This is a genomic window from Streptomyces sp. NPDC051219 (genome assembly GCF_040682335.1).
Classification (GTDB): Bacteria; Actinomycetota; Actinomycetes; order Streptomycetales; family Streptomycetaceae; genus Streptomyces.
Genome location: NZ_JBFBAS010000055.1, coordinates 1 through 21,166 on the forward strand (window position 1 = coordinate 1; position 21,166 = coordinate 21,166).

The window sequence follows — 21,166 nt, forward strand, 5'->3', positions numbered from 1 at the left end:
GTCTCCGAGGTGAACCGGTCACCGGTGAGCTGCATACCGTCACCCGAGTCCCCCGCAAAGCGAATGATCACCCGGTCCAGACGGCGCACCTCCTTGACCGATGCCCGCACGGCAGGCGTGGTGGTGTCGGTGGCGTCGTTGTCGCTGTACACGGTGGGGTGCGCTCCTCTTGGGGCGTGGCGGAAACAGCACGCTGCCCGGCTCGCGGGGTGGCGAGCCGGGCAGCGTGACGGCCATGGCGGTCCGGGGGGCGGAGGGCCGGGCGGGTCAGACCTTGTACGGGCGCTTGTCCCGTGCCTCGTTCAGGCTCCGGGCCCACCAGTCCAGCTGATCCAGCAGGATCTTGGCCGCGGCGTCGGCAGGCCCGTTGTCCTTGGGGCGGCCGTCCTCCCCGAACTGGGCACCGGCGTTGTGGAAACTGATCGTGTTGCGGATGGTGACCGCGTGCAGCTCGGCGAAGACCTGGCGCAGATGCTCCACCGCCCGCAGTCCGCCGGACAGGCCGCCGTACGAGACGAAGGCGACCGGCTTGGCGTGGAACTCCTCGTCGTGCCAGTCGATCACGTTCTTGAGCGATGCGGGGTAGCTGTGGTTGTACTCGGGCGTGACCACCACGAAGGCGTCCGCGGCCGCCAGCCGGGTGGTGACGGCGCCGACCGCAGCGGCCGCCTCGGGCGACGGCTCGCCGCCGAAGGACGGAAGGACCACCGGCAGGTCCGCTTCGGCGAGGTCGACGACGTCGACCTCGAAACCGCCGTGCTCGGCGGCCCGGTCGACGAACCAGTTCGAGACGACCGGGCCGAAGCGGCCCTCCCGGACGCTGCCGACGATCACTGCGACGCGGACGCTGTCTGCTGACATGGAGTACTCCCGAGAACGTGTTGAGGACTGATCCATGAGGAGAGTCAACAACTTAAACCTTGGTTCAAGTCAAGCCGCGGCGCGCTCGCGCACTTCCTGCAGCAGCTCGGCCTGCCGCATGCACACCGGATCCGGCCTGCCGCCGGTGCGGACCGCTTCCGCGAACGCGGCCACCGTGCGCGCCACCTGATCGGCGGCGGGCAGCACGATCCGCTCGGTGCCGGAGCGCCGCTCCAGCAGGACCTGCGGCGCCAGATCGGCCGGTGGGGTGAAGGCCCGGTCGACCGTGACGCGCCCCTCGCTCCCCCAGATCTCGTACGAGGACCGGTAGGCGTGGTCCAGCCCGAAGGTGAGCTGGGCGCTCACCCCTTCAGGACTGCGCAGCAGTGCCGCGCCGGCCGTCTCGACCGTGCGGCCCGGCCCGCGCGCGAGCGTGGCTCCCACTACGCGCAGGCTGTCGCCCAAGTGGTACAGCGCCGCCCGGACCGGGTAGACACCGGTGTCCCACAGGGCCCCGCCGCCGAGGTCGGCGCGGTGCCGGATGTTGTCCTCGGGCAGTGCAGGGATCGCGAAGGCGGCGTGGAAGGCGCGCACTTCACCGATCACCCCGTCCGCGACGAGCTTCCCGACGGCTGCGTGCTGGGGGTGATGGACGAACATCACGTTCTCCATCAGGACCCGCCCGGACTGCTCGGCCAGCGTCATGAGCCGACCGGTCCCCGCCGGACCGGTGGTGAGCGGTTTCTCGGCCAGGACATGCTTCCCCGCGTGCAGGGCGGCCTCGGTCCACGCCTCGTGCAGAGCCGCCGGCAGCGGCACGTACACGGCATCGACGTCGTCGCGGTCGAGGAGCTCGGCGTAGCCGTGCACCGGCCGGGCGCCGAACTGCCCGGCGAGCTCCCGCGCCCTGGCCGCGTCACGGCCTGCGATCGCGGCGATCTCGACACCTTCCGTGGCGGCCATGGCGGGGAGCATGCGGCGGCGTGCGATGTCGGCGCAGCCGAGCACACCGATGCGTACCGGAGTCATCGGCCGCGCACCGCCGTCGCGTTGAGGCAGGCGAGCAGGGTGCGGGCCTGCACGTTGAGGTAGTGGCCGTGTCGGACGAGGGTGGTCAGCTGGCCGGGAGTGGCCCATCGGTACCCGGCGGGCGGGTCGAGCGGCGCCTGGTCCTCGTCTGCCTCGACAAGGAGGTAGCGGCTCTCGGCGTTGAGGAACCGGCCTCCCTCCTCCGAGTGCACGGCCTCGTACCGGACGCGAGCCGGGGCGGCGCCGAGCACCAGGTCGAGGAAGGGCGGCCGGTCCGCACCGGACAGATGGGCGTAGTTGCCGGGTGCGTACTGCACGGTGGGGCCCAGTTCGACGGTGTCGAGGAAGCCTCCCTCGATCCGGGCGTGCACGAGGACGTGCGGCACTCCGCCGATCCGCCGGGTCAGGAAGGCCGTGACGCCGAGTCCGCGGGGCTCGAACAGGGGCTGCGTCCAGCCGGTGACCTCGCGGCTGCCGGCCTGGACAGCGACGGCGACGACGTCGAAGTACCGGCCCGCCTCGTGCTCGATGGTGGCCTCGCCACGTGTCCAGCCGGGCAAGGCCGCCAGCGGGACGCGTTCGGCGTGCACGTCGTGGCGGGAACGCTCGGCGGTGAACCAGGACAGCAGCTCGGCATCCGAGTGCAGGGCGCCGGTCTCCTCGTCGGGGAACGGCGCGCAGGCGAGCACGGTGCGGGCGTCCATGTTCACGATGTTGTCGCGGTGGAGGAGCTCGCCGATCTGGCCGAGGGTGAGCCAGCAGAAGTCGTCGTGGACCGGTACGTCGCCGACGGCCTCGACGAGCATGTTGCGGTTGCTCTTGCGGAAGAACCAGGAACCGTGCTCGGACTGCAGGACATCGGCGAGGACCCGGCCGCGGCCCGGCCGGGTGAAGTACTCGATGTACTTCACGTCCGCGCCGCGGTGCACCTTGGTGTAGTTGCTGCGCGTGGCCTGGACCGTGGGGGAGAGTTGCAGCAGATTCCGGTTCCCGGGCTCCATCTTGGCCTGCATCAGGAAGTGCAGGACACCGTCGAACTCCTTGACGAGGATGCCGAGAATGCCGACTTCGGGCTGCTTGATGATGGGCTGGTACCACTCGCGGTGCGGACCCTGGCCGGTGGTGACGTGCAGGCCCTCGACGGAGAAGAACTTGCCGCTGCGGTGTACCAGGTTTCCGGTGGCCTCCTCGAACGACCAGCCGTCCAGCTCGGCGAACGGGATGCGGTCGACGCTGAACCGGTGGGCCCTGCGGCGGCCTTCGAGCCAGTCGGGGAAGTTCTCGGTGCGCAGCTTCGCTCCGCCGGCGGCGGTGGCCGACCGGGCGATCCGGTCGGCCACCGCGGGGTCCTCCCGGGGCTGCAGCAGGTTTGGAGCTGCCGGGGGCCTGGCGAGGGGGGACGGCATGACGTACTCCTGTGAATCGGTGGGAACAGGCGACGGTCGCGACGGTTTCAGCCCCGGGCTGCCACGAACTCCTTCACGGAGGAGGTGATGTAGTCGATCATCTCGTCGGTCAGGCCGGGGTAGATCCCCACCCAGAAGGTCTGCTCGGTGATGATGTCGCTGTTGGTGAGGTCGCCGACCACACGGTGGGGCTGGTCGATGTAGGCCGGGTGGCGGGTGAGGTTGCCGGCGAACAGCCTGCGGGTGCCGATCTTGCGGTCCTCCAGGAAGGCCACCAGCTCCGCCCTCGCGAACGGCGCGTCGGGGTCCACGCTGAGCGCGAATCCGAACCAGCTGGGGTCGCTGCGCGGTGTGGCCTCGGGCAGCACCAGGTGCGGCAGTCCGTCCAGGCCCTCCCGCAGCCGCCGCCAGTTCCGCTTGCGGTCGTCGATGAAGCGGTCGAGCTTGTCCAGCTGGGTCAGTCCCAGCGCGGCCTGGATGTCGGTCGCCTTCAGGTTGTAACCGACATGCGAGAAAATGTACTTGTGGTCGTAGCCGGCCGGCAGGGTGCCCATCTGGTAGTCGAAGCGCTTGAGGCACTTGTTGCTCTCGCCCGGCTCGCACCAGCAGTCACGGCCCCAGTCGCGCAGGGACTCCACGATGCGCGCGAGCGCCAGGTTCGAGGTCAGGACGCAGCCGCCCTCGCCCATGGCGAGGTGGTGTGCCGGATAGAAACTGACGGTGGTGATGTCGCCGAAGGTGCCGGTGAGCCGGCCGTCGTAGGTGGAGCCGACGGCGTCGCAGTTGTCCTCGATGAGGAAGAGCTCGTGCTGCTCGGCCAGCTGGGCGATCTCGGCGACCTCGAACGGGTTGCCGAGCGCGTGGGCGATCATGATGGCGCGGCTTTTCGGACCGATGGCCTGCGCGACGCGGTCGGCGGTGGTGTTGTAGGTGCCGAGCTCGACGTCGACGAAGACCGGCACCAGCCCGTTCTGCAGGATCGGGTTGACGGTGGTCGGGAAGCCCGCGGCCACCGTTATCACCTCGTCGCCCGGTTTCAGCCGGCGGTCCTGCAGAAGGTGCGAGGTGAACGCCGTCATGGCGAGCAGGTTCGCGGACGACCCGGAGTTGGTCAGGTGCGCCTTGCGGCGCTTGAGGCGCCGGGCGAAGCGCGACTCGAACCGGCGCGAGCTGTGGCCGGCCGCGATCCGCATCTCCAGCGCGGCCTCGACCAGGGCGATCCGGTCCTCCTCCTCCAGCACCGCACCCGCCGGCCAGATCTCGGTGGTCCCCGGAACGAAGGGGCTGTCGTCGCGGCCCGCCCGGTGGTACTCCCTGGTCGCGTCCAGGACCTGCGTCTTGAGGTCGCTCATGACCGGTTCCCTTCTCGGTTTCCTCGGCCGGTGTTGTCACTGCGGTGCTTGACGGGCTTCCACCAGTCGGGGTTGTCGCGGTACCAGGCGACGGTGTCGAGCCCCTGCTCGAAGGGGATGCGCGGGGCGTACCCGAGCTCCTCGCGGATCTTGGTCTCGTCGAGCGAGTAGCGCAGGTCGTGGCCCTTGCGGTCGGCGACCCTGCGGACCATGGAGCGGTCGGCGAGGCAGAGGTCGAGCAGCCGCTCGGTGATGTGGAGGTTGGTCTGTTCGTTGCCGCCGCCGATGTTGTAGACCTCACCGGCCCGGCCGTTGTCCAGGACGAGTGCGATGGCCCGGCAGTGGTCGTCGACGTGCAGCCATTCGCGGATGTTGCCGCCGTCGCCGTACAGCGGCACCGGCACGCCCTCCAGCAGATTGGTGACGAACAGCGGGATCAGCTTCTCGGGGTGCTGGTAAGGGCCGTAGTTGTTGGAGCAGCGGGTGATGGACACGTTCAGCCCGTGCGTCCGCCAGTAGGAGCGGGCCAGCAGGTCGGACGCGGCCTTGGAGGCGGCGTACGGGGAGTTCGGCGCAAGCGGCCACTCCTCGGTCCAGGAGCCCTCGTCGATCGAGCCGTACACCTCGTCGGTGGAGACGTGCACGACCCGGCCGACGCCCGTGGTGAGGCAGGCGTCGAGCAGGGTCTGGGTACCGCCGGCATTGGTCCGCACGAACTCGGCAGCGGACTCCACTGAGCGGTCGACATGCGATTCGGCGGCGAAGTGCACGACCGCGTCGTGGCCGGGAAGGAGACCGAGCAGCAGCGGGAGGTCGCAGATGTCGCCGTGCACGAACTCAAGCCGGGGATGGCCGCCGGGCAGGTTGTCCCGGTTGCCGGCGTAGGTGAGCTTGTCCAGCACCGTCACCCGGGTCTGCTCGTGGCCCGGGTATCCGCCGTCGAGGAGGGTGCGCACGAAGTGCGAGCCGATGAATCCGGCGCCGCCGGTGACGAGAACCCTCATGCCGCCACCTCGACCCGGGTGAAGTCGCCTACCACCAGGCGGTGGTGGGGCGTGTTCCAGTTGCCCGTGCCGACCTTGGCGTCGCGGCCGATGAGCGAACTGCGCAGGCCCTGGACACCGGAGATCTCCGCCCGGTCCAGGACGATGGAGTCGGACACCGCACTGGAGTTCAGCACGCAGTCCCGGCCGATGGAGGCGTACGGCCCGATGTGGCTGTCCTCGATCACCGTGTTCTCGCCGATGATCACCGGGCCCTCGATGCGGGACCGGACGATGCGGGCGCCCGCCCCGATGACCACCTGGTCGTCGACCTGGCTTACCGCGTCGACGTCGCCGGCGATTTCCGGCCGCAGCCGGGAGAGAAGATGCCGGTTGCACTCCAGCACGTCGTCGACGTTGCCGGTGTCCTTCCAGTAGCCGCTGTACTCGCTGGCCCTGACGTCGGCGCCGTTGGTGACCAGCCACTGGATGGCGTCGGTGATCTCCAGCTCGCCCCGGGCACTCGGCTCGATCGAGGCGACCGCCTCGTGGATCGCCGAGGTGAAGAAGTAGACGCCGATCAGGGCGAGGTCGCTCCGCGGCTGCTGAGGCTTCTCCACCAGGCGCTCGACATTGCCTTCGGAGTCGAGTTCCACGACGCCGAAGGCGCGCGGGTCGGCCACCTTGTGGACGACGACCTGGGCGGTCGGCCGGTTGGCCCGGAACTCGTCGGCGATCGCGGTGATGCCGTCGGGCAGCATGTTGTCGCCGAGGTACATCACGAAGTCGTCGTCGCCGAGGAAGTCCCGGGCGATGTCGACACAGTGGGCGAGACCGAGCGGCCGGTCCTGCCGGATGTAGGTGACCTGCGTGCCGCACTGGGCGCCGTAGCCCATGACGTCGGAGATCTCGGGCGCCCAGTCGCCGACGATCACGCCGATCTCGGTGACGCCGATGTTCTTGATGTTCTGCAGGACGTGCGCCAGCACCGGCTTGTTGGCGATGGGCACGAGCTGCTTGGGCATGGAGTAGCTGAAAGGCCGGAGCCGGGTTCCCGACCCGCCCGACAGCACCAGAGCCTTCATGGGAATGTCTCCTCGAGGTGATGGTTCGGTGGTCTTTGCGGCGGCCGGGCCTAGCCCCGGTCCGGGTGTCGTGCTTCGACCGCCTTGCGCAGCGCGGCGGCCACGGTGCGGACGTCGTCGTCGTCGAGTCCCGGGTGCAGCGGAAGGCACAGGGTCTCGCCGGAGGCGCGGTCGGACTCCGGCAGCACCTGGTCCTCGGAGTGATAGGCAGGGACCTTGTGCAGGGGTGCGTAGCGGAAGGTGGTGTAGATGCCGGCCGCGTACAGCTCGGAGGCGACCTCGTCGCGGATCTCCGGGCTCATCTGGACCCAGTAGAAGTAGTAGCTCGACTCATGGCCCTCGGGCAGCGCGGGCGGAGTTTTCACCCCGTCGAAGCCGGCCAGTTCACGGTCGTACAGCTCGACGATGTCCCTGCGTCGGCCCACGAGTTCGGGCAGTCGGCGCAGCTGGACGGAGCCGATGACGGCGGTCAGGTCGTTGCCGATGACGCGGCGGCCGATCTCCGGGACGTCCAGTTCCCACCAGCGGTGCGAGACTTTGGCATAGCCGAATCCGCTGGCCTGGGCGAGCCCGTGGTAGGCGAGGCGCCGGGCGCGGGCGGCGCGTTCCGGGTCGCGTACGTAGAGCATGCCGCCGTCACCGGTGACCATGACCTTCATGGCGTCGAAGCTCCACATTGCGAGATCGCCGAACGAGCCGACGGCCTTGCCGTCGACGCGCGAGGCGGGGGCGCAGGCCGCGTCCTCGACCAGGGCGATGCCGCGTTCCCGGCAGAGTTCCGCGATGCGGACGACATCGCCGGGGTAGCCGCCGTAGTGCAGCACGATCACGGCCCTGGTCCGGGGCGTGAGGGCGCGCTCGATGTCCTCGGCCGTCGGATTGAGGGTGCGGGCGTCTACGTCGCAGAAGACGGGACGGGCCCCGGTCGAGGCGATGGCGTTGGCGGCGGCGACGAAGCTGAGCGAGGGCAGGACGACCTCGTCACCCTCGGCCAGGCCGAGGGCCTCGAGGGCGAGGAACAGACCGGCCGTCCCTGAGTTGATGAAGATGACCTGCTCGGCCTCGACGCCGACGTGCTCCGCGAAGGCGGCCTCGAATGCCTTGGTGCGGGGCCCGTGACCGAGCCAGTGGCTGTCGAACACCTCGGCGACGGCGCCGAGTTCCTCCTGGCCCACCTGTGGCTGGAAGAGGTTGATCACGTCTGTCTCCTGGATCGATGGGAGCGGGGAGGGCGGGCGCGATTGTGAGTTCAGCCGCGGCGCTGCGCGGCGAGTTTCTCCAGCGGGCCGACCATTTCCGACGGCAGCGGCAGGCGGGCGATCTCCTGGGACAGTTCCCGCGCGCGCTCGGTGTAGGAGGGGTTGGTGAGCAGCTCGGCAACGGCCGAGGCCACCCGCTCAGGGGTGGCCTCGGCCGGCTGCATGGTGAGCGCGGCGCCGTAGTCGACGATGCGCTGTGCCGGTGCGTTGAAGACGACGGCTTCCGGGATGATCAGATGCGGTACGCCGGCGTTCATCGTGGTCATGGTGGTGGCCCCGCCCGCGTGGTGTACGACGAGGTCGCAGGTCGGCGCGAGGACGTCGAGCGGAATCCATCCGGTGCGGATGCCGGCGAGCGCGGACCGGAGTTCGACGGCGAGGGCCTCCGGCGCGGGGATGACGATCTCCACGTCCAGAGGGGCGATGTTCTGCGCCAGGGCCCGCAGGAAGTCGAAGGTGCGCTCCTTGCTGGCGCGGCTTCCCGCGGTGACGCACACCCGGCGCCGGTCGCCCCGGGTGAACATCCACGGCTCCAGCTTGCGCTGGAGGTTGCCGGGGAGCCACCGCATGAGCTGGGCCGGAGGTGCTTCGGGCGGTGTGAGGCTGGGCGGGCAGATCTCGATGCGCAGGTCCGGCTCGGGGAGCCGGCTGAGCCCGAGCTCGGCCAGCTCCGGCTGGAGTTCCAGCTCAGCCCCCCGGTCCTGGGCGTTGGAGTCGTCGGTGTCCCAGGCCTGCCGCACGTAGGGGATGTCCAGACGGGCGGCGAGCAGGGGGGCGGCGTATGACATGGATCCCCCGACGACGAGGTCGGGCCGCCAGCTCCCGCTGATGTCGAGGAGTACCGGGAGTCCGTCGGCGCCCATCTGCGCGAACCAGCGGCCGACGAAGGGACCCTGCCGGGGCAGGTCCTCGGGTATCTCCTTGAGGTTTCCCTCGCGGTCCTTGGTGATGTAGTGCCAGATGTCGTGCGGGGTGACCGCGATCCCGGGGATGCCGGTGCCGGTGACCACCGGCATCATGTCCTCGGTCGAGGCCATCAGGACCTCGTGGCCCGCGTCGCGCAGGGCGCGGGCGAGGGGGACGAGGCCGAAGACGGTGGCCGGGCTCCCGCCCGGGACGAACAGGAACTTCATGATTTCTCCTGGGGTTGCGGGTCAGGCGACGGCCTGCTCCGGCTCGTCCTCCGCCACCGGCGACAGGGCGGGATCAGTGATGCGTACGACCAGCAGGGCCAGGAGCAGCACCGTGGCCAGTCCGGCGCAGGCCAGGAATCCGGTCTTCACGGATGTGCTGTCGACGAGCGGCCCCAGCATGAGGGGGGAGACGAACTGTCCGGCGAAGGAGGCGGTGCCCGACAGGGCGGTGGCCTGCCCGCGCAGGGCGGGCGGCGCGGTGTCGCCGATCAGCACCGTGACGGCCGGCATGACGATGCCCATGCCCAGACCGAAGAGTCCGGTGCCGACGACGACCAGCGCGGCGTGCCCGGTCGTACCGACCAGTGCGAAGGCGAGAATCCACGACAAGGCCGAGAGCCGCAGCAGGGTGCTGTAGCCGAGGGACGAGCGCAGCTTGGCGTAGCCGAAGCCGATGAGGCTCATGGTGACGGAGGCGGTGGTGCTGATGAGGGCGACGAGGAAGGGCTTCTCGATGCCGATCTCGGCGAGCCGGAACGGGACGAACACGGCCAGGCCGTAGAGCAGCACCGAGGCGGCGACGAACAGTCCGTAGTAGCCGAGCAGTGCGGGGCGGCGGCCGAGTAGCGGGAGGATTCGTCCCCTGGGAGTGCCCGCCTTGGTGGCCGTACCTCCGGTGTCGGGCAGCATCAGCAGTCCGGCGAGGCCCAGCGGGACGCCGATGAGATAGATCGCGAAGGGGGCGTGCCAGGAGAAGCCGCCGATGGCCCCGGCCAGCAGCGGCCAGGTGACACCGCCGAGACTGATGGCCGTGGAGCGCCAGCCCATGACCCGGTCGCGCTGCTCACCCTCGTAGTACGAGAGCAGGGCGACCGTGGTGCCGGCGAACACGGCTGCGGCGCCGACCCCGAAGGCGATGCGGCCGGCGATCAGCGCCGGGTAGGAGCTGGTGAACACTCCGGCCCCGCCGGCGACGCCGTACAGCATCAGTCCTCCGGCCAGGGGGACGCGGACGCCCCAGCGGTCGATCATCCACCCGACGACCGGGCTGGCCACGGCGATGGACAGTCCGTGCGCGGTGAGGATCATGCCGGCGGCCGTACCGCTGAGGCCGAGGTCGTTGCGGATGACCTCGAGTACGGGGGCTATGACGGCCCCTGCCATGACGGTGAGGGTCGAGGCGAGGAGGAGGATGGGGAGCACGGCGCTGCGGCCGGCGCTCGTCGCGGCTTTCATGTGTGACTCCTGGTTAAGCGATGCGCTGTCGGAAAGGGGGCAGGGCCGGTGCCGGCCCTGCCCGGCCCACCATCACGCGGTGGGGCGCTGCCCCCAGGCGGAGACAAGCATCGTCGTCATGTCCCGCGCCCGCGGGTCGCCGAGTGATCCGACGAACTCGGCCAGCTCCTCGGCGGTCACCACCCCGTTGTCGACGAGCACATGGCCTTCCTGGCGCATGCGCAGCGCGATCAGTTCGTCGTCGGCGGCGGACTGGCCGGGGCCCGCGGGCGTCACCCGGGAGCCGACAGACGTGAGGCCGATGCGGGCGAGTGTGGCGGGCAGTCTGCGCCCCCACCACAGATCGGCTCCCTGGGCCCGCAGGCGCTGGAGGTAGCCCGCCACGAGTGTGCGGCTGACGTGGGTGGTGGCGTCCTCCGGCGGGAGGTAGTAGAAGTCCTCCACCACCATCCAGCCGCCGGGGGCGAGCCAGCCGACGGCGCGCTCCAGCAGTCGAGCGGGCTTCTCCAGGTGCTCGAACACCGCCCGGGCGAGTACGAGATCGAACGAGCCGGGGGCGAAGTCCTCATTCTGGACGTCTGCCTGACGGGTGATCAAATTTGGGTGTCCGGCGGTGTCGATGTGGGACGGGTCGAGATCCAGGGCGAGCACGGTGCCGTGGTCGGCACGCTGTGCGAGCCGGCGCGCCATGGATCCGCCGCCCGCGCCGATCTCCAGGCACCGCCAGGTGCGTTCGAGGGGCAGTCCCTCGACGACGGCGGTGGTCACCGGATCGTATTTCCTCTCGAACAACCGCACCTGGTCGACCGGGGATGTCTTCCCCCTGGTCAGGGACCCGGTGCTGTGGCCCCGCGGTGAGGTGGTTTCCGTCATCTCTTCTCCCCTTTGTGCCGGCCTCCGGCTGCCGGCGTAGTCAGCCGTGACTGCCGGGCGCCGGGATCTCCGTGGCCACGGTGCACAGCAGGAACTCAGGAGGGGTGACTTCGAGCCGGGCCACCTCCTCGAGGCCCTCGGTGATCTTCGGATGGCTCATGTAAGAGTCGTAGGCGCTGCGGTCCACCCACATCGGGCAGTTGATGAAAGTGGTGCCGTCCGTGCCTATGTACGGCGTCGCGGAGATGAAGCCGGCGCAGTCGCGCTTCCACTCGCCGCTGGCGGTCAGCAGGCCGTGCACAGTACGGGCGGCCTGGGCGCCGCTCAGACGCCGGACGGCGAACCCGACGAGTCCGGGCTTCAGGCCTGCCGCTGGCCCGTGGAGCCCGGCGGCCGGTGCGCCGCGGAACACGGTGGCGGAGCGGACTCCGGGCCGGCCCGCGAGGGTGTGCAGGACGTGGCCCTCGGGCCGGTCCGTGAACGAGGAGCCGTACGTCTCCTCGTCGGTCCACCTGCCGCAGTGCACCACGGAGGTGCCGTCGAGGGCGATGTGGGTGCGCGAGGAGACGAACGCGTCCGAGTGCCGCACCCACGCGTTCACTTCGCGGGCGATCAGGCCGACCAGTGCGGTGGCGGTGCCGGGGCTGTCGGTTCGCAGCACGCCGAACGTGGCGAAGCCGGCCTCGCGGGCCGGTGGGTTCACCGAAGTCATCAGGAGAACTCCCGTGTCGGGGTGGCTGAGGCTCGGGGGACGGGCCGTGGCCGGCCCCCGAGCCGGAATCAAGCCGGCAGGGGCTCGTGCTTCCGGTTCAGCTCACCTGGATGATCTCGTAGTGCCCCTTCTTGAGGAGCATGCGGCCGTCCTGGGCGTCGCTGAGCCAGTCGATGATCACGTACCGGCCCGGCTGCAGCGGAAGCTGAAGGACCGAGGAGACGCCTGACGACATCGGCAGGCCGCCGGGGCCCTCACCGAGCGGGCCGGGGTCCTCCGGGAACTGGCCGCTGTCGCCGAACTTGTCGAACCACGCGACGAGTTCCTCCTCCGTCACCCCGTCGGGCAGCGGGAAGAAGATCGCCTCGGCGGGCTGCCCGGTGGGCATGAGGTTGCGGAAGAGCAGCGGCCGGCCGGCCTTCACGGTGCCGGTGACCTCGTAGCGGGGGGCACCGTCGATCAGCTTGGCGGTGACGGAGGCCGTGTACGCGGGGGCGGTGCCGTACGCGTGTCCGCTGACGTTGAGAGTGCGATATCGCGGCTCGGCGTCGCGAATGTGCTTGTAGTCGAACAGGAAGTAGCGGCCGGCGGTCAGCTTCTGGGTGAAGGCGGCCGGCTGGTCCGGGTAGATGACCGTGCCGCCGAGAAGCTCGCCGGTGGTCAGCATCTCCCGGCTGCCCTCGATGATGTCGGGGCCGTTGGCATTGATGATCTTCATCAGGGTGGCGCGGAACTGCTCCCAGGTCACACCGTCACGGGGACGGGCGAGGCCTATCCAGCCCGACGCGGGGTCCGTGGTCGTGGTGCGGAACGTCACCGCGCCGGGGGCAGTGCTGCTGGGGGCGTGCAGAGCGGTCGCGGTGGACTTGACGTCCAGCGTGCGCACGCCCGCGGTCTCCGCCGGAGCCGGAGCCGGAGCCGGAGCCGGAGCCGGAGCCGCAGCCGGAGCGGCGAGCCGCGGAGCCGCATGGCCGATCGCCGGCGCGGCCGTCGCGGTGAACACCAGGGCGGCGACCGCTGCGACCGTCCTGCCGCGGAGGGTCGTTGTCCTCTTCATACGGGGAACTCCCATGAATGACAGGTTTTTCAGAAGGTCGGAACATGCGGGCCGCTGGAAGCAGCCCGGGCACCGATGCGTACCGGCGCCCGGGACCGGTGCGGCTCGGAACTGTGCGCGGCTCGGGCGTCAGCGCTTGTAGGGGCGCTTGGCACGGGCCTCGCGCAGCGCCTCCGCCCACCAGCCGATCTGGTGCAGCAGGTTCGCGGCCGCTTCCTCGCTGCCCTCGGGGCTGACCTGCCGGCCGTCCTCCTCGAAGGCCGTCCAGGCGTTGTGGAAGCTGAGCATGTCGCGCACGGTCGTGGCGTGGACCTCGGCGAACACCTGGCGCAGGTGCTCGGCGGCGCGCAGGCCGCCACCCATGCCGCCGTAGGAGATCAGGCCGACGGGCTTGGTGCTCCACTCGTCGAAGAACCAGTCGATGGCGTTCTTCAGCGACGAGGGGAAGGTGTGGTTGTACTCGGGCGTGACCACGGCGAAGGCGTCGGCCTCGTTGAGCCGGGCGGAGAGCCGGTCCGTCAGCGCCTTCGTCTCCGCGTCGGGCTCCTCGCCGAACGCCGGCATCTGCACGGGCAGCGGGAAATCGAGCAGGTCGATGAGGTCGACGGTGAAGTCGCCGTGCTTCTTCGCCTGCTCGACAAACCAATTGGCGACAGTCGGACCGAATCGGCCGCCGCGCACGCTTCCGACTACTACGGCAAGCTTGATGGGGTTCTCGGGCATGCTGAACCTTTCCATTCGTGAGAAAATTGATACTGGCCGGGCGCCGAATGTGCCGCCCGGCGGGTAAGCCACCGGAATCAGTTCCCGGTGGCCGGTGGATTTTCGTGCCAAGTGCGCGGACCCCGAAAACCGGACTGTCGATCAAGTCGGCGCCAACCGGCCGTGCGCTGCTCGTTCGGAGCGGAATCGCTGCCCTGATCTGCATCGGCCGCGGCCAGGGCGAGCACGAGCGCGGTGAGAGCGGCCAGTTCCTCGGCGTCCGGCGAGCCCTTCTCCACGCGAATGAAGTGGGCCGGTTCTGTCGGTTCCATTGCTGACCCCCTGTGCAGCGGGCAATGCGACGCATCGGCCGAGACACATCGGTCGAAGTTACTAACCAGCTTCTTCGACCGGAAAGCCGACTTCAAGAGAGCCCGATTCATATCTCTGTGAAGTTCTACAAGTTCCTGCCGGCACGTCAGAAGAACGTGCGGTCCGCGTCAGAAGGCGTCTGTCGGGCAGGCCTTCGTCCCGCTCAGGCCGCGTCGACCTGGACGGCCACGGTGCACAACAGGTACTCGGGCGGGGCGACCTCGAGGCGGGCGAGCTCCTCCTGCCCCTCCGAGATCCGCGGGTCGGCCATCCACGCCTGGTAGGCGACCTCGTTCACCCACATCGGATAGTTGACGAAGGTGGTGCCCTCCCGGCTCACATACGGCGTAGCCGAGATGAAACCCGGAAACCGGCGCTTCCACTCGCCGCTCCCGGCCAGCAGTTCCAGGACCGCGTCCGCTGCGGAGGGGCCGCCGAGATGACGGGTGGCCACCACCACCACTCCCGGCTGTGCCTTCGCCTCCGGGCCTTCCAGGGGGGTGGCGGGCGTACCGCTGAAGACGGTGGCGGCAAGCACCCCGGCCCGGGTGCCCAGGGCGTGCAGTACCCCTCCCGAAGGGCTTTCCTGAAAGGACGTCCGGTAAGCCTCTTCATTCGTCCACTCGCCGCGGTTGACCACGGTCGTCCCGTCCGTGCTCACATGGACGCGCGAGGAGATGAAGCCCGGCGCGTGCCGGACCCACTTCTTCACCTCTTCCGTGACGGTTTCCACAAGGGCAGCGGCCGTTTCGGCGCCGTCCACCCGCAGCACACCGAACGTGACGAAGCCGACCTCGGACGCCGGGCTGGGCTCGTACTCAGAAGACATGGAACAACTCCGTTGCGGGTATGTGGTGTCCGGTTCGGCGCCGCCGGTCAGCGGAAGGCGTCGGCGCGCTCCTCGGCCCACGAGCGGAAGGTACGGGCCGGCTTGCCGGTGACGTCTGCGACGACCGTGGAGCCCAGCTCCGGCTTCTCGGTGATCATCGCGAAGTAGTCGAGTGCGCCGTCCGCGTACGCCGGAGGCCAGCCGGACGCGACCATCGCGTCCTTCGCCGCCTCGTGCTCGATGTCGACCCAGCCCAGCTCGCGGCCGATGACCTCACCGATGATGCGTACCTGCTCCCGCTGGGAGAGCTCCTCGGGCCCGGTGACCAGGTACTTCTGCTTGCTGTGCGTGCCGGTGAGCAGCGCGGTCACGCCGACGGCCGCGAGGTCGGCCTCGTGCACCGAGGTGCGGACGGCGTCTCCGTAGGGGAAGTGCACCACCCCGCCGGAGCGGATCTGCTCGGCGAAGCCCAGCGCGTTGGCCTGGAAGCCGGTGGTACGCAGGAACGTCCAGTCGAGGCCGGTGGCCTCCACCAACTCCTCGATGTAGGCGTGGCAGTTGTTGTCCACGCGCTCCAGGCCGATGTGCACGCCCACCGAGGAGACGAGTGCCACCCTGCGTGCCTTCGCCTCGATCTTCTTGACGACGGCCGGTGCGGTCGCCACATCGGTGGTGAAGAAGGGCCACATCAGGAACACGCCGTCGACGCCGTCCAGTGCGGCGTCCAGGCTGTCCGGGTCGGTGAGGTCGCCGTAGTGGATCTCGGTGCCCTCGGGCAGCCGGCCGATGTTCGGGTCGTCCTTCAGCACCAGCGTGCGTACGGCGGCGCCCGCCTGGAGCAGTTGTGCGACCGCGTGCGGTCCGACGTTGCCGGTGGCCGCGGTGACCAGGACGGTGTTCTGCTGCGACATGGATGGATCCCTCGTGTCGTCGGTTTCTGCGGATGTCACTGCGGGGGGTTGCCGTGCTTGCGGGACGGCAGATCGGCGTGTTTCGCGCGTAGCATCGCGAGGGACTTGATCAGCACCGAGCGGGTGTCGCGGGGGTCGATGACGTCGTCGATCAGCCCGCGCTCGGCCGCGTAGTAGGGGTGCATGAGCTCGGACTTGTACTCCTTGATCCGCTGACGGCGGACCGATTCGGGGTCGTCCGAGGCATTGATCTCGCGGCGGAAGATGACGTTCGCCGCCCCTTCCGCGCCCATCACCGCGATCTCGTTCGTGGGCCAGGCCAGGGCCAGGTCCGCGCCGATGGAGCGTGAGTCCATGACGATGTACGCACCGCCGTACGCCTTGCGCAGGACCAGCGAGATCCGCGGGACGGTGGCGTTGCAGTAGGCGTACAGCAGCTTGGCCCCGCGCCGGATGATGCCGTTGTGCTCCTGGTCGACGCCGGGCAGGAAGCCCGGCACGTCTACCAGCGTGACCAGCGGGATGTTGAACGCGTCGCAGAGCTGGACGAAGCGTGCGGCCTTCTCGGACGCCTCGATGTCCAGCACCCCGGCCATGGCGGCGGGCTGGTTGGCGACCACGCCCACCACGTGCCCGTCGAGACGGGCGAGTGAGCAGACGATGTTCGGCGCCCAGCCCGGGTGGATCTCGAAGTGCTCGCCGTCGTCGACGATCTCCTCGATCACCGCCCGGATGTCGTACGACTGGCCGGGGTCCGCGGGTACCAGTTCCAGCAGGGCGTCGGTGAGGCGGTCGGCCGGGTCGTCGGTTCGCTCCACGGGGGCGAGTTCCCGGTTGTTGGAGGGCAGCAGGGAGAGCAGGAACCGCACCTCCTCCAGGCAGCTCTCCTCGTCGTCGTAGGCGAGGTGGGCCACGCCCGAGACCGTGGCGTGGACGTCCGCGCCGCCGAGGCCGTTCTGGGTTATCTCCTCGCCGGTCACGGCCTTGACCACGTCCGGCCCGGTGATGAACATCTGCGAGGTCTCGCGGACCATGAACACGAAGTCGGTCAGGGCCGGCGAGTAGGCCGCACCACCGGCGCACGGGCCGAGCATCACCGAGATCTGCGGGATGACACCCGAGGAGCGCGTGTTGCGCTGGAAGATGCCGCCGTAACCGGCGAGCGCGGTCACGCCCTCCTGGATGCGTGCCCCGGCGCCGTCGTTCAGCGACACCAGGGGCGCGCCGGCCGCTTCGGCCAGGTCCATCACCTTGTGGATCTTCTCGGCGTGGGCTTCGCCGAGGGCGCCGCCGAAGATCCGGAAGTCATGGGCGTAGACGAAGACGGTACGGCCGTGCACGGTTCCCCAGCCGGTGATCACGCCGTCGCTGTGGGGGCGCTTGCCCTCCAGGCCGAATCCGGTGGCGCGGTGTCGGCGCAGTGGCTCGATCTCCGTGAACGAGCCCTTGTCCAGCAGCAGTTCGATCCGCTCGTGCGCGGTCAGCTTGCCCTTGGCGTGCTGCCGTTCGGTCGCGGCCGGGTCCGTACCCTCCCGCGCCGCATCCTTGAGGGAACTCAGCTCGTCGAGGCGATCGTGCAGGTCATGTGCAGACATGGTGCTCCCATCCCGTGTTCGGTCGTGGTCAGACGGCACTGCCGGCGGTGGCGAACGCCGCGGTGGCCAGGGCGAGGTGGCGGGCGTTGTCCGTCGTACGGATCTGCGCCCCGGGTGCGATCCGGCGGCACAGGCCCCCGAGCACCCTGCCGGGACCCACTTCGACGAACCGGTCCACTCCCCGTTCCAGCAGGCCGCGCACCGTGCCGGTCCAGTGGACCCGTGCGGTGAGCTGGCGGCGCAGTACGGCGGACGCCTCGGCGGCGCTCGTCACCGGGCTCGCCGTGACGGCGGAGAGCACCGGGATCTGCGGGTCGCGGAACCGGGTGTCCAGCAGCGCTTCGGTGAACTCGGCCTCGGCGCCGCCCATCAGGGTGCTGTGGAGCGACACCGGGACCTTGAGGTCGACCGCCCGGGCGCCGAGGGCCCGGGCCTCCTTCATCGCCGCCGCGACGGCCTCGGCCTGGCCCGAGACCACCAGCTGGGCGGGCTCGTTGTCGTTGGCGACTTCGACAACCTGGCCGGTGGTCAGGGCGACTCGCTCGCAGATCCGCTCCAGCGTCGTCGTATCGAGACCGATGACGGCGGCCATCGCGCCCGGCACGAGGTCGTTGACCGTGGCCATGAGCTCACCGCGCTGGCGTACCAGCCAGAGTGCCTCCTGCCAGTCGAGGGCGCCGGCGCAGACCAGCGCCGCGTACTCCCCGACGCTGTGTCCGGCGACGACATCGGGCCGCACCCCCTCGCGGCGCAGGGCCTCGATGGTGACCACACTGGTGAGGAAGACGGCGGGCTGGATCAGCGAGGTGTCGTGCAGGGCCGAGCGCGGTCCCTCCCAGCACAGCCGGGACAGCGGGAAGCCCAGCAGGTCGTCGGCGGGGCGGTAGTAGGCGTCGATCAGATCGGGCCACCGCTCGAGGAGGTGGCGGCCCATGCCCACGCGCTGTGAACCCTGGCCCGGGAAGACGAAGGCGGTCCTGGTCATGGCACATCGACTCTCTTTCGGTGAGTTGGCCTGCCGTGCGGGGCCGTTCCGGCCGTGGAGGACCCGCCGTCACGCAGGGTTCTCGTCCCGCACCAGGGCGGCGAAGAGACCTCCGGCGTCGTCGGTGCGGAGCCAGTCGGGAGGCAGCCGGCGGACGGACGTGTCCGTCGGGGCGTCCCCCGCGAGGGCGAAGGCGGCAGCGTGGCGGGGCCCGCAGGGGATGTCGGCGAGCGACCATCCGACGGGCCTGCGACGGACGTCGGAGCCCAGGTAGTCCTGGGAGGGGGAGCGGCTCAGTCCGGTGCCGAGCCCCTTGAGGTAGGCCTCCTTGCGGGTCCAGAATCTGCCGAACATCTCCCGTCGCTCCTCGCGCGGTGCGGCGGCCAGTTCGGCGCGCTCGTCGGGGTGGAGGGCCTCCGTGCAGATCTCGACGGTTTCGGCCCCGGGCAGCTTCTCCAGGTCCACGCCCACGGTCGTGGCCGCGATGCCCACAAGAGCGAGACCGCTGCTGTGCGACAGGGAGAAGTGCAGGGGCGGATCGGTGGTGGCGACGGCTGGTCTGCCATGCGGTTCGCCGCAGCCGGGGCAGGGCTGCCGGACGAAGGGCACGTCCTGCGGCGCGATTCCCAGGTAGGCCCCGAGCAGCCGCCGCAGGGCGATGTGCGCCGATGCGTACAGCAGTCCGTCGGCCGGCCGGATGAACGACGCCGCGCGGTGTCGTTCGGCGTCGTCGAGTTCGCACTGGTCGAGGGCCGCCGCACTGTCCGCCTTGGGAGGGCGCAGCAGCCAGAGGTCCACCTGCCGTGCCTCGACCGCGGGTGTCAGGACCGCCGCTCGCCCGGTCATGCCGTGACCGGGGCGCCGGTGCGCCGGTGACGTGCGGAGGTCCGTGCTGCGTGCGGGTGGGTGTGTCCGTCTCCGCCGAGCTGCCCGGCCAGGCAGTCGATCAGCTCGGCCGCGCTGTTGGCGAGCAGCAGCCGCTGGAGGTTCACCTCGACGTGCAGGGCGGCTTCCATGCGGTGCTGGAGTTCCATCCCCATGATGGAGCCGACTCCGAGGCTGCGCATGGGGCGGCCGCTGGTGTCGATGAGATGTGGGGCGACGCCGAGTACGCGGCCGATCTCCTCGCGGACGTACTGGTCCACGATGCGGGTGCGTTCGGCGTGGTCGGCGAGCGCCAGGGCGGCGGGATCGGGTGCGGTGACCTCGGCCTTCCTCGGCGCGTCGTCCGCGGCTGCGTTGGCTGCGTGATCTGCGTCGTCGGCGTCGTACCAGTCATCCCACCCCTTCCAGGTGTCGAGGCGGGTGTCGTCGGTCATGTCTCCTCCGGAGTGTGTCTGTCGGTGGTACGGGGCAGGACCCCGGTGAGCGCGACGAGCAGGCCGAGGACGCCGACCGCGGTGATGAGGAGGACGGCAGGGCGATGCCCGGCCGGCTGCAGCGCGGCCACCAGGGCGAGCGTCAGTACGGCACCCATCTGGACGGCGCTCTGATAGAGGCCGCCGACAGCAGCCTGGCGGTCCGCCGGAACAGCGGAGGTGGCCTGTATGTGCAGCGCCGTGAAGGAGAGCGCGAAGCCCGCGCCGACCAGCAGCATGGTGGGGAGGACGTCGGCCGCGTAGCTCACAGGCGTGTCCAGCCGCAGGTACCAGGCGTAGCCGAGCGGTGGGAAGACGGCACCGAGGGCGATCAGCCTGGCCGGGCCGAAGCGGGCGACCATGCGTCCGGAGTGCAGGGCCGACAGGGCGAGGGGGGCGGCGGCCGGCAGGAAGGCCAGAGCGGTCCGCAGGGGTGACCAGCCCGCCGACTGCTGCAGCCGCAGGGTACTGAGCAGCAGCAGCCCGAGGTACGAACCGTTGAGTGCGGCCGCGCCGAGTGCGGACCTCAGCAGCGGCCGGTGGGCGAGCAGCTCGAGCCGCATCAGCGGGTGGGGGACGGTGAGTTCGATCCGTACGAAGAGGACGAGCAGCGCGGCCGCGGCTGCGAAGGCGGCGAGCGTGCGCGCGTGGTGCCAGCCGGTGGTGGGTACGGACGTGATCGCGTACACCAGGAACAGGGTGCCGCCGGACAGGGTGACAGCGCCGGCCGCGTCGTACCCCCGGCGCAGGCTTTCGGGGGGTGTGTCGCGGGGGATGAGGCGCAGCCCGCACAGGAAGAGCAGCAGGGCGACCGGAGCGGGGAAGGCGAAGGTCCACCGCCAGCTCTCCTCGGTGAGCAGACCCGAGAGCAGCAGCCCGGCGGAGAAGCCGCTGGCACCGAAGAGGGTGTAGACGGAGACCGCACGGCTTCGGGCGCGGCCCTCGGGAAAGGTCGCCGCGATGATGGCCAGTCCGGTGGGGGCGGTGAGGGCGGCACAGAAACCCTTCACCAGGCGGGTGGCCACCAGTGGTACGAGGCTGTCGGCGAGGGCCGAGGCCAGCGAGGCCGCGGCGAACACGAGCAGGGCCGCCAGATAGACGCGCCGGCGGCCCAGCAGCGCCACGACTCTGGTGCCGAACAGCATCAACGCGCCGAAGCCGACGGCGAATCCCGTCACCACCCAGTGCTGCTCGCCGGCCGGCAGGCCGAGGTCGTCGCCGACTGCGGGCAGGGCCACGATCGCGACGGACACTTCGAGGGCGTCGATGAGCATGTTGCCCGCGAGGACGAACAACAGCCCCCACAGGGCGGGCCTCCATGCCGCGTCGGCGGACGGGGGCCGGTGGTGGCTCGGGGTACTCGTCGGAAGAGTCATGATCCTGTTCCGCCGTGAGGGCTGGTGCGGGACACGGGGAGGCCGGCCGCGA

Annotated in this window: 21 protein-coding genes; all 21 read right to left on the reverse strand. The window is 70.1% G+C overall.

Going from position 1 to position 21,166, the window contains the following annotated elements; genetic code table 11:
- Positions 1-267: 267 nt before the first annotated feature.
- The gene (locus AB0M62_RS32790) at positions 268-861 is read right to left on the reverse strand and encodes an NAD(P)H-dependent oxidoreductase (protein ID WP_366077989.1); all 594 of its coding nucleotides are present in this window, start codon (positions 859-861) and stop codon (positions 268-270) included.
- A 69-nt stretch (positions 862-930) separates the two neighbouring features.
- A complete protein-coding gene (locus AB0M62_RS32795; RefSeq protein WP_366077990.1) occupies positions 931-1,890 on the reverse strand; it encodes a Gfo/Idh/MocA family oxidoreductase in 960 nt (319 codons plus the stop codon).
- On the reverse strand, positions 1,887-3,296 hold the full coding sequence (locus tag AB0M62_RS32800; RefSeq protein WP_366077991.1) for an NDP-hexose 2,3-dehydratase family protein: 1,410 nt from the start codon (positions 3,294-3,296) through the stop codon (positions 1,887-1,889). Before AB0M62_RS32800 ends, AB0M62_RS32795 begins: the two co-directional genes overlap by 4 nt.
- A 47-nt stretch (positions 3,297-3,343) precedes the next feature.
- A complete protein-coding gene (rfbH, locus tag AB0M62_RS32805) occupies positions 3,344-4,648 on the reverse strand; it encodes a lipopolysaccharide biosynthesis protein RfbH (protein ID WP_366077992.1) in 1,305 nt (434 codons plus the stop codon).
- Positions 4,645-5,652 (reverse strand): dTDP-glucose 4,6-dehydratase, encoded by a 1,008-nt coding sequence (gene rfbB, locus AB0M62_RS32810; protein WP_366077993.1) that lies wholly within the window; start codon positions 5,650-5,652, stop codon positions 4,645-4,647. Before rfbB ends, rfbH begins: the two co-directional genes overlap by 4 nt.
- Complete coding sequence (locus AB0M62_RS32815) at positions 5,649-6,716, reverse strand: glucose-1-phosphate thymidylyltransferase (protein WP_366077994.1); 1,068 nt, start codon at positions 6,714-6,716, stop codon at positions 5,649-5,651. The genes rfbB and AB0M62_RS32815 overlap by 4 nt, the downstream gene beginning before the upstream one ends.
- A 50-nt stretch (positions 6,717-6,766) precedes the next feature.
- Positions 6,767-7,915, reverse strand: coding sequence for a DegT/DnrJ/EryC1/StrS family aminotransferase (locus AB0M62_RS32820; RefSeq protein WP_366077995.1), 1,149 nt, complete (start codon positions 7,913-7,915; stop codon positions 6,767-6,769).
- A gap of 50 nt (positions 7,916-7,965) precedes the next feature.
- Positions 7,966-9,108 carry a nucleotide disphospho-sugar-binding domain-containing protein gene (locus tag AB0M62_RS32825; protein WP_366077996.1) on the reverse strand — a complete coding sequence of 381 codons (1,143 nt, stop codon included), beginning with the start codon at positions 9,106-9,108 and terminating at the stop codon, positions 7,966-7,968.
- A 21-nt stretch (positions 9,109-9,129) separates the two neighbouring features.
- Positions 9,130-10,344, reverse strand: coding sequence for an MFS transporter (locus AB0M62_RS32830; protein WP_366077997.1), 1,215 nt, complete (start codon positions 10,342-10,344; stop codon positions 9,130-9,132).
- Positions 10,345-10,416: 72 nt separating this feature from the next.
- A complete protein-coding gene (locus tag AB0M62_RS32835) occupies positions 10,417-11,217 on the reverse strand; it encodes a methyltransferase domain-containing protein (protein WP_366077998.1) in 801 nt (266 codons plus the stop codon).
- A gap of 40 nt (positions 11,218-11,257) precedes the next feature.
- Positions 11,258-11,929 (reverse strand): hypothetical protein, encoded by a 672-nt coding sequence (locus AB0M62_RS32840; RefSeq protein ID WP_366077999.1) that lies wholly within the window; start codon positions 11,927-11,929, stop codon positions 11,258-11,260.
- 97 nt (positions 11,930-12,026) lie between these two features.
- Positions 12,027-12,986: a hypothetical protein gene (locus AB0M62_RS32845; protein WP_366078000.1), complete on the reverse strand. Its 960-nt coding sequence runs from the start codon at positions 12,984-12,986 to the stop codon at positions 12,027-12,029.
- Between the two features lie 129 nt (positions 12,987-13,115).
- A complete protein-coding gene (locus AB0M62_RS32850) occupies positions 13,116-13,709 on the reverse strand; it encodes an NAD(P)H-dependent oxidoreductase (RefSeq protein WP_366078001.1) in 594 nt (197 codons plus the stop codon).
- 77 nt (positions 13,710-13,786) lie between these two features.
- Complete coding sequence (locus AB0M62_RS32855) at positions 13,787-14,020, reverse strand: acyl-CoA carboxylase epsilon subunit (RefSeq protein ID WP_366078002.1); 234 nt, start codon at positions 14,018-14,020, stop codon at positions 13,787-13,789.
- A 203-nt stretch (positions 14,021-14,223) separates the two neighbouring features.
- Positions 14,224-14,889 (reverse strand): antibiotic biosynthesis monooxygenase, encoded by a 666-nt coding sequence (locus AB0M62_RS32860; protein ID WP_366078003.1) that lies wholly within the window; start codon positions 14,887-14,889, stop codon positions 14,224-14,226.
- 47 nt (positions 14,890-14,936) lie between these two features.
- Entirely contained in the window at positions 14,937-15,800 is an 864-nt protein-coding gene (locus tag AB0M62_RS32865) for an NAD(P)H-binding protein (RefSeq protein ID WP_366078004.1), read from the reverse strand.
- A gap of 35 nt (positions 15,801-15,835) precedes the next feature.
- A complete protein-coding gene (locus AB0M62_RS32870) occupies positions 15,836-17,395 on the reverse strand; it encodes an acyl-CoA carboxylase subunit beta (RefSeq protein WP_366078005.1) in 1,560 nt (519 codons plus the stop codon).
- 28 nt (positions 17,396-17,423) lie between these two features.
- Positions 17,424-18,380: an ACP S-malonyltransferase gene (gene fabD / locus AB0M62_RS32875; RefSeq protein WP_366078006.1), complete on the reverse strand. Its 957-nt coding sequence runs from the start codon at positions 18,378-18,380 to the stop codon at positions 17,424-17,426.
- 69 nt (positions 18,381-18,449) lie between these two features.
- A complete protein-coding gene (locus tag AB0M62_RS32880; protein WP_366078007.1) occupies positions 18,450-19,226 on the reverse strand; it encodes a 4'-phosphopantetheinyl transferase superfamily protein in 777 nt (258 codons plus the stop codon).
- Entirely contained in the window at positions 19,223-19,699 is a 477-nt protein-coding gene (locus tag AB0M62_RS32885; protein ID WP_366078008.1) for an acyl carrier protein, read from the reverse strand. The genes AB0M62_RS32880 and AB0M62_RS32885 overlap by 4 nt, the downstream gene beginning before the upstream one ends.
- Positions 19,696-21,114, reverse strand: a complete 1,419-nt coding sequence (locus AB0M62_RS32890; RefSeq protein WP_366078009.1) for an MFS transporter — start codon at positions 21,112-21,114, stop codon at positions 19,696-19,698. Before AB0M62_RS32890 ends, AB0M62_RS32885 begins: the two co-directional genes overlap by 4 nt.
- Positions 21,115-21,166: the final 52 nt, after the last annotated feature.